The following is a 9,181-nucleotide window of genomic DNA, read 5'->3' as shown; positions in this document are numbered from 1 at the left end:
AAAGAAACCCGCCAACGGCGGGTTTTCTTTTATTAGCATCCGGCAGCGATGTAGTCGCCATTGGCGCTGACGGGGATCACCGTCAGGAACAGCACCGTCGCAAACAGGATCAGGACTATCCCTCCGGCTATTTTGACTGCTGGCACCAGCCATCTTAATGAAGCGCTTTCTCCGAACCAGGTCACCGTGCGCTCGCGGGCGTAACGTACAGCCAGGGAAAGCCCCACAATAGAAAGTGCGGTGCCCAAAGACATGGTCATGACCGCGGCCACTCCCCAGGTGACAATGCCCAGCGCATTCGAAAACATCAGAATCATGATCGCCCCGCTGCACGGGCGTGCGCCAATTGCCAGAATCACGCCCAGACGGGTTTTCCAGTCGCCCTGCGTCAGGTCTGTACCTACGCCGTGATGGCCGCAGCCACAGTGTTCATCGTGCTGATGAAGAGGCTTGATGGCGGAGATAGACATCCTGCGCGGGCGCAGGCTCTTCAGCGCCTGATAAATGACAAAAGCACCGAATGCGCCAATAAGCACTGCGCTTATCTTCTCCACGTACCAGCGGCTGGTACTGATATCCCCGGAGGCGAGGTTAAACCCTACCGCCAGAATAAAGACAAACAGAATGGCGCTGACGCCCTGCATCAGGCTACCCAGGAAGGGGACGACCCGGGCGGCCAACTCGCTTTCCTTATTGGTGGTCAGATAGGTCGTCACGATGAACTTTCCGTGTCCGGGTCCGATGGCGTGAAGGACACCATAAAGGAAAGCCCCCGTTAACAGCCATAATCCGCCGCTGTACTGGTGGTTATTAAGCTGCAGCAGATACATCACCAGATAGCGGTGCAGCGTAATTTGCGTGGCGAGACACCACTGGATAAAGGCGTTCCAGTGCGCATGCAGGGTAAAACCGGCAAAGAGGAGTGCCAGCAGCATCACCCCTGCTGTAGGGAGACGCCAGTCGCGGGCGAGGCGTTGTGTGGTCATGAGGGTGGGCCTGCACTGAGGAGAATATTTGCCGCTAGTATAGTTGATCTTCTCGCTCAATTCGTGGGATCGCATCGCGATCCGCTCATGATTGTGGATAACTTTGTGCATAAAAGGGTATAAGGCGGGGTTTTGCTGTGGAATGCAGCAGTCAGTCATTTTTCTGTCATTTAGCGGTTGCGGCCAGCTGAGAACTCCCTATAATGCGCCTCCATCGACACGGCGGATGTGAATCACTTCACACAACAGCCGGTCGGTTGAAGAGAAAAAATCCTGAAATAACGGGTTGACTCTGAAAGAGGAAAGCGTAATATACGCCACCTCGCAACGGTGAGCGAAAGCCGCGTTGCACTGCTCTTTAACAATTTATCAGACAATCTGTGTGGGCACTCAAAGTGACATGGATTCTTAACGTCGCAAGACGAAAAATGAATACCAAGTCTCTGAGTGAACATACGTAATTCATTACGAAGTTTAATTCACGAGCATCAAACTTAAATTGAAGAGTTTGATCATGGCTCAGATTGAACGCTGGCGGCAGGCCTAACACATGCAAGTCGAGCGGTAGCACAGGGAGCTTGCTCCTGGGTGACGAGCGGCGGACGGGTGAGTAATGTCTGGGAAACTGCCTGATGGAGGGGGATAACTACTGGAAACGGTAGCTAATACCGCATAACGTCGCAAGACCAAAGAGGGGGACCTTCGGGCCTCTTGCCATCAGATGTGCCCAGATGGGATTAGCTAGTAGGTGGGGTAACGGCTCACCTAGGCGACGATCCCTAGCTGGTCTGAGAGGATGACCAGCCACACTGGAACTGAGACACGGTCCAGACTCCTACGGGAGGCAGCAGTGGGGAATATTGCACAATGGGCGCAAGCCTGATGCAGCCATGCCGCGTGTATGAAGAAGGCCTTCGGGTTGTAAAGTACTTTCAGCGGGGAGGAAGGTGTTGTGGTTAATAACCACAGCAATTGACGTTACCCGCAGAAGAAGCACCGGCTAACTCCGTGCCAGCAGCCGCGGTAATACGGAGGGTGCAAGCGTTAATCGGAATTACTGGGCGTAAAGCGCACGCAGGCGGTCTGTCAAGTCGGATGTGAAATCCCCGGGCTCAACCTGGGAACTGCATTCGAAACTGGCAGGCTAGAGTCTTGTAGAGGGGGGTAGAATTCCAGGTGTAGCGGTGAAATGCGTAGAGATCTGGAGGAATACCGGTGGCGAAGGCGGCCCCCTGGACAAAGACTGACGCTCAGGTGCGAAAGCGTGGGGAGCAAACAGGATTAGATACCCTGGTAGTCCACGCCGTAAACGATGTCGACTTGGAGGTTGTGCCCTTGAGGCGTGGCTTCCGGAGCTAACGCGTTAAGTCGACCGCCTGGGGAGTACGGCCGCAAGGTTAAAACTCAAATGAATTGACGGGGGCCCGCACAAGCGGTGGAGCATGTGGTTTAATTCGATGCAACGCGAAGAACCTTACCTACTCTTGACATCCAGAGAACTTTCCAGAGATGGATTGGTGCCTTCGGGAACTCTGAGACAGGTGCTGCATGGCTGTCGTCAGCTCGTGTTGTGAAATGTTGGGTTAAGTCCCGCAACGAGCGCAACCCTTATCCTTTGTTGCCAGCGGTCCGGCCGGGAACTCAAAGGAGACTGCCAGTGATAAACTGGAGGAAGGTGGGGATGACGTCAAGTCATCATGGCCCTTACGAGTAGGGCTACACACGTGCTACAATGGCGCATACAAAGAGAAGCGACCTCGCGAGAGCAAGCGGACCTCATAAAGTGCGTCGTAGTCCGGATTGGAGTCTGCAACTCGACTCCATGAAGTCGGAATCGCTAGTAATCGTAGATCAGAATGCTACGGTGAATACGTTCCCGGGCCTTGTACACACCGCCCGTCACACCATGGGAGTGGGTTGCAAAAGAAGTAGGTAGCTTAACCTTCGGGAGGGCGCTTACCACTTTGTGATTCATGACTGGGGTGAAGTCGTAACAAGGTAACCGTAGGGGAACCTGCGGTTGGATCACCTCCTTACCTTAAAGAACCTGCCTTTGCAGTGCTCACACAGATTGTCTGATGAAAAGTAAATAGCAAGGCGTCTTGCGATTGAGACTTCACGTCCCCTTCGTCTAGAGGCCCAGGACACCGCCCTTTCACGGCGGTAACAGGGGTTCGAATCCCCTAGGGGACGCCACTTGCTGGTTCGTGAGTGAAAGTCACCTGCCGTCATATCTCAAAACTCATCTTCGGGTGACGTTTGAGATATTTGCTCTTTAAAAATCTGGATCAAGCTGAAAATTGAAACGACACATCTTTAATGGTGTGTTCGAGTATCTCAAATTTTCGCAAGTCGATGGTGAATCGAAAGAAACATCTTCGGGTTGTGAGGTTAAGCGACTAAGCGTACACGGTGGATGCCCTGGCAGTCAGAGGCGATGAAGGACGTGCTAATCTGCGAAAAGCGCCGGCGAGGTGATATGAACCTTTGACCCGGCGATGTCCGAATGGGGAAACCCAGTGTGATTCGTTACACTATCGTTAACTGAATACATAGGTTAACGAGGCGAACCGGGGGAACTGAAACATCTAAGTACCCCGAGGAAAAGAAATCAACCGAGATTCCCCCAGTAGCGGCGAGCGAACGGGGAGCAGCCCAGAGTCTGAATCAGCTTGTGTGTTAGTGGAACGGTCTGGAAAGTCCGGCGATACAGGGTGACAGCCCCGTACACGAAAGCACACAGGCTGTGAACTCGAAGAGTAGGGCGGGACACGTGGTATCCTGTCTGAATATGGGGGGACCATCCTCCAAGGCTAAATACTCCTGACTGACCGATAGTGAACCAGTACCGTGAGGGAAAGGCGAAAAGAACCCCGGCGAGGGGAGTGAAAAAGAACCTGAAACCGTGTACGTACAAGCAGTGGGAGCACCTTCGTGGTGTGACTGCGTACCTTTTGTATAATGGGTCAGCGACTTATATTCTGTAGCAAGGTTAACCGTATAGGGGAGCCGAAGGGAAACCGAGTCTTAACTGGGCGTTAAGTTGCAGGGTATAGACCCGAAACCCGGTGATCTAGCCATGGGCAGGTTGAAGGTTGGGTAACACTAACTGGAGGACCGAACCGACTAATGTTGAAAAATTAGCGGATGACTTGTGGCTGGGGGTGAAAGGCCAATCAAACCGGGAGATAGCTGGTTCTCCCCGAAAGCTATTTAGGTAGCGCCTCGTGAACTCATCTTCGGGGGTAGAGCACTGTTTCGGCTAGGGGGCCATCCCGGCTTACCAACCCGATGCAAACTACGAATACCGAAGAATGTTATCACGGGAGACACACGGCGGGTGCTAACGTCCGTCGTGAAGAGGGAAACAACCCAGACCGCCAGCTAAGGTCCCAAAGTCATGGTTAAGTGGGAAACGATGTGGGAAGGCACAGACAGCCAGGATGTTGGCTTAGAAGCAGCCATCATTTAAAGAAAGCGTAATAGCTCACTGGTCGAGTCGGCCTGCGCGGAAGATGTAACGGGGCTAAACCATGCACCGAAGCTGCGGCAGCGACGCTTATGCGTTGTTGGGTAGGGGAGCGTTCTGTAAGCCGTTGAAGGTGTGCTGTGAGGCATGCTGGAGGTATCAGAAGTGCGAATGCTGACATAAGTAACGATAAAGCGGGTGAAAAGCCCGCTCGCCGGAAGACCAAGGGTTCCTGTCCAACGTTAATCGGGGCAGGGTGAGTCGACCCCTAAGGCGAGGCCGAAAGGCGTAGTCGATGGGAAACAGGTTAATATTCCTGTACTTGGTGTTACTGCGAAGGGGGGACGGAGAAGGCTATGTTAGCCGGGCGACGGTTGTCCCGGTTTAAGCATGTAGGCGGAGGTTCCAGGTAAATCCGGTACCTTTTAACGCTGAGGTGTGATGACGAGGCACTACGGTGCTGAAGTAACAAATGCCCTGCTTCCAGGAAAAGCCTCTAAGCATCAGGTAACACGAAATCGTACCCCAAACCGACACAGGTGGTCAGGTAGAGAATACCAAGGCGCTTGAGAGAACTCGGGTGAAGGAACTAGGCAAAATGGTGCCGTAACTTCGGGAGAAGGCACGCTGATATGTAGGTGAAGCCCCTGCGGGTGGAGCTGAAATCAGTCGAAGATACCAGCTGGCTGCAACTGTTTATTAAAAACACAGCACTGTGCAAACACGAAAGTGGACGTATACGGTGTGACGCCTGCCCGGTGCCGGAAGGTTAATTGATGGGGTTAGCGGTAACGCGAAGCTCTTGATCGAAGCCCCGGTAAACGGCGGCCGTAACTATAACGGTCCTAAGGTAGCGAAATTCCTTGTCGGGTAAGTTCCGACCTGCACGAATGGCGTAATGATGGCCAGGCTGTCTCCACCCGAGACTCAGTGAAATTGAACTCGCTGTGAAGATGCAGTGTACCCGCGGCAAGACGGAAAGACCCCGTGAACCTTTACTATAGCTTGACACTGAACACTGGTCCTTGATGTGTAGGATAGGTGGGAGGCTTTGAAGCGTGGACGCCAGTCTGCGTGGAGCCATCCTTGAAATACCACCCTTTAATGGCTGGTGTTCTAACGTAGACCCGTGATCCGGGTTGCGGACAGTGTCTGGTGGGTAGTTTGACTGGGGCGGTCTCCTCCCAAAGAGTAACGGAGGAGCACGAAGGTTAGCTAATCCTGGTCGGACATCAGGAGGTTAGTGCAATGGCATAAGCTAGCTTGACTGCGAGAGTGACGGCTCGAGCAGGTGCGAAAGCAGGTCATAGTGATCCGGTGGTTCTGAATGGAAGGGCCATCGCTCAACGGATAAAAGGTACTCCGGGGATAACAGGCTGATACCGCCCAAGAGTTCATATCGACGGCGGTGTTTGGCACCTCGATGTCGGCTCATCACATCCTGGGGCTGAAGTAGGTCCCAAGGGTATGGCTGTTCGCCATTTAAAGTGGTACGCGAGCTGGGTTTAGAACGTCGTGAGACAGTTCGGTCCCTATCTGCCGTGGGCGCTGGAGAATTGAGGGGGGCTGCTCCTAGTACGAGAGGACCGGAGTGGACGCATCACTGGTGTTCGGGTTGTCATGCCAATGGCACTGCCCGGTAGCTAAATGCGGAAAAGATAAGTGCTGAAAGCATCTAAGCACGAAACTTGCCCCGAGATGAGTTCTCCCTGACCCTTTAAGGGTCCTGAAGGAACGTTGAAGACTACGACGTTGATAGGTCGGGTGTGTAAGCGCAGCGATGCGTTGAGCTAACCGATACTAATGAACCGTGAGGCTTAACCTTACAACGCCGAAGCTGTTTCGGCGGACGAGAGACAGAAGATTTTCAGCCTGATACAGATTAACAGAATTTGCCTGGCGGCTTTAGCGCGGTGGTCCCACCTGACCCCATGCCGAACTCAGAAGTGAAACGCCGTAGCGCCGATGGTAGTGTGGGGTCTCCCCATGTGAGAGTAGGGAACTGCCAGGCATCAAATAAGTGAAGAGGCCATCCGCAAGGATGGCCTTTTTGCGTTTATGCGCCGAAAAAACGGTAGGCCGGGTAAGGCGAAGCCGCCACCCGGCAGAGCAAACGACTAATGAATCACCTGCGACAGGAATGCTCGCGTACGTTCTGACTTCGGATGCGCAAAGAACTCATCCGGCGGTGCCTGCTCAACAATCTCCCCGCGGTCCATAAAGATCACCCGATCGGCCACGGTTCGCGCAAACCCCATCTCATGCGTCACGCACAGCATGGTCATACCGGATTGCGCCAGCCCAATCATGGTGTCCAGAACCTCTTTCACCATTTCCGGATCGAGGGCAGATGTCGGTTCATCAAACAGCATAATTTTCGGTTTCATACACAGCGAACGAGCGATAGCGACACGCTGCTGTTGGCCACCCGATATCTGGCCAGGAAACTTATTGGCATGCTCTGCGATACGTACGCGCTCCAGGTAGTGCATTGCCAACGCCTCCGCTTCCTTTTTCGGCATCTTTCGTACCCAAATTGGCGCAAGCGTACAGTTCTGCAGAACGGTCAGGTGCGGAAACAGATTAAAGTGCTGAAATACCATTCCTACTTCCTGACGTACGCGTTCGATATTGCGGATATCTTCATTCAGCTCGATACCATCAACCACAATGCGTCCTTGCTGATGTTCTTCAAGATGATTAATACAGCGGATGGTTGTGGATTTTCCGGATCCAGAAGGGCCGCAAAGGACGATGCGTTCTCCCTGCTTTACCTTAAGATTAATGTCCCTCAGGACATGAAATTGTCCGTACCATTTATTCACATTTTCCAGCGTAATCATCGCGTCGGCGGGTGTCATAGTTATTTGGCTCATAATTTCCTCAGTGCGGTGTACGCCCGGTGTTAAAGCGCTTTTCCAGATGCTGGCTGTAGCGCGACATGCTAAAACAAAAGATCCAGTAGATCAGGGCAGCAAAGACATATCCTTCGGTGGACATACCCAGCCAGACAGGGTCAACGGTTGCCTGTTGCACGCTGCTAAAGAGATCGAACAATCCGATGATGATCACCAGGCTGGTATCCTTGAAGAGGGCAATGATCGTATTGACCAGACCCGGAATGACCAGCTTGAGTGCCTGTGGAAGAATGACCAGCCCCTGCGTTTTCCAGTAACCGAGAGCCAGTGATTCCGCCGCTTCGTACTGGCCTTTAGGCAACGCCTGCAAACCACCTCGCACAACTTCAGCGACATAGGCGGACTGGAAGAGAATCACCCCCACCAGGGCACGGATCAGCTTGTCGATGGTTGTTCCCTCTGCCATAAACAGCGGCAGCATGACCGACGACATAAACAACACGGTGATAAGCGGTACGCCGCGCCAGAACTCAATGAAGATAACGGAGAGCACGCGGACGATCGGCATTTTTGAACGCCGCCCCAGGGCCAGTAAAATCCCCCACGGTAAAGCACCGGCTATCCCCACTGAAGCGATAATCAGCGTCAGCGTCAGCCCGCCCCACTGGCGTGTTTCAACGCGTTCCAGTCCCAGGAAACCGCCATACAACAGTACCCAGACAATAATCGGATAAACTACGGCCCAGGCAGCAACATAGCGTCCACGATGTGGCAGCTTTTTCCAGAACATGGCCGCGACAGAAAGCAGGCCGATAACCAGCGCCAGATTAATCCTCCAGCGCTGTTCGTGGGGATACAATCCATACATGAACTGGCCGAAGCGCTCATGAATAAACACCCAGCAGGCGCCGGCTTTTGTGCAGTCTGCTCGGGTTGAACCGACCCAGTTGGCCTGTAAAAACGCCCAGTTCAGCAGGGGAGGAATCAATTCCCACATGAGCCACAGGCAGACAATCGTCAGCAGGCTGTTGCTCCAGCTGGAGAACAGATTCTTACGCGCCCAGAGAATGAAACGTCCACCTGTCGAGTTGGCAGGGCGCGAGGAGTGCGACAGTATCGCTTTTGTCATCATAGATCCTTAGCGCTCGACCAGTGCTATACGGCGGTTATAAAGGTTCATCAGCAGTGAAATCACCAGGCTGATGATCAGATAGACAGACATCGTGATGGCGATGGTTTCAATGGCTTGTCCGGTCTGGTTAAGCACGGTTCCGGCGAAGAGTGACACCATATCCGGATAACCAATCGCAGCGGCCAGCGACGAGTTTTTGACAATATTGAGATACTGGCTGGTCAGGGGGGGAATGATGACCCGTAAAGCCTGCGGAATGATGACCTGACGAAGCGTCACGGTATGGGGCAATCCCAGCGAGCGTGCCGCCTCGTGCTGTCCATAAGGTACGGCCTGGATCCCTGCACGGATAATTTCTGCGATAAACGCGGACGTATAAATCGACAGCGCCAGCGTCAGGGCCGCCAGCTCGGGAATTAATACCATCCCGCCCTGAAAGTTAAAGCCACGCAGATGTGGAATATCCCAGTGCAAAGCGGCCCCAAACAGCCCGTGTGCAATTAGCGGCAGGCTAACGATCAGGACAACTGCCGTGGGCCAGGTTCTACGAAGCTGACCGGTTTTGATCTGATGCTTGCGGTTAAAACGGAATACCCCCGCAGAGAGCGCAAGCGCTATCACAATCGCGCCGATAAAAGCGTACAGCCCTTCACCCGGCTGAGGAGAAGGAATGGACAACCCACGGTTACTCAGGAAAAACAGCTCAAACGCGTCGACGGCCTGGCGGGGACCGGGA

General features: G+C 53.5%; 4 protein-coding genes, 1 tRNA gene and 3 rRNA genes. 4 read left to right on the top strand and 4 right to left on the bottom strand.

What is annotated here, in order from left to right; all coding sequences use genetic code 11:
- Nucleotides 1-32: 32 nt before the first annotated feature.
- Nucleotides 33-986 (bottom strand): nickel/cobalt transporter, encoded by a 954-nt coding sequence (locus ABZU69_RS36500; RefSeq protein ID WP_126797471.1) that lies wholly within the window; start codon nt 984-986, stop codon nt 33-35.
- Between the two features lie 496 nt (nt 987-1,482).
- Here ABZU69_RS36500 and ABZU69_RS36495 point away from each other — a divergent pair.
- The 4 genes from ABZU69_RS36495 to rrf all read left to right on the top strand — a co-directional run bounded on the left by ABZU69_RS36495 (nt 1,483) and on the right by rrf (nt 6,466).
- Nucleotides 1,483-3,022: ribosomal RNA gene (locus ABZU69_RS36495) — 16S ribosomal RNA — on the top strand.
- 84 nt (nt 3,023-3,106) lie between these two features.
- Nucleotides 3,107-3,182 (top strand) — tRNA-Glu (locus tag ABZU69_RS36490).
- 193 nt (nt 3,183-3,375) lie between these two features.
- A 23S ribosomal RNA gene (locus ABZU69_RS36485) occupies nt 3,376-6,280 on the top strand.
- Between the two features lie 70 nt (nt 6,281-6,350).
- Nucleotides 6,351-6,466, top strand: a 5S ribosomal RNA gene (gene rrf, locus ABZU69_RS36480).
- Together the 16S, 23S and 5S rRNA genes with 1 tRNA gene alongside form the textbook arrangement of a ribosomal RNA operon.
- A gap of 106 nt (nt 6,467-6,572) precedes the next feature.
- Here the strand turns inward: rrf and ABZU69_RS36475 are convergent.
- The 3 genes from ABZU69_RS36475 to ABZU69_RS36465 form a co-directional block, all read right to left on the bottom strand.
- Entirely contained in the window at nt 6,573-7,298 is a 726-nt protein-coding gene (locus tag ABZU69_RS36475; RefSeq protein WP_072051426.1) for an amino acid ABC transporter ATP-binding protein, read from the bottom strand.
- A 40-nt stretch (nt 7,299-7,338) separates the two neighbouring features.
- On the bottom strand, nt 7,339-8,442 hold the full coding sequence (locus tag ABZU69_RS36470) for an amino acid ABC transporter permease (RefSeq protein WP_126796495.1): 1,104 nt from the start codon (nt 8,440-8,442) through the stop codon (nt 7,339-7,341).
- 9 nt (nt 8,443-8,451) lie between these two features.
- Nucleotides 8,452-9,181, bottom strand: a 730-nt coding sequence (locus tag ABZU69_RS36465; protein WP_354968781.1) for an ABC transporter permease subunit, incomplete at its 5' end; no start/stop codon positions are given.

It is taken from the genome of Micromonospora sp. NPDC005206, from assembly GCF_040608175.1.
In the GTDB taxonomy this organism is placed as follows: Bacteria; Actinomycetota; Actinomycetes; order Mycobacteriales; family Micromonosporaceae; genus Micromonospora.
Note: the sequence above shows the minus strand (reverse complement) of the source record. Positions and strands in the feature narration are given on the sequence as shown.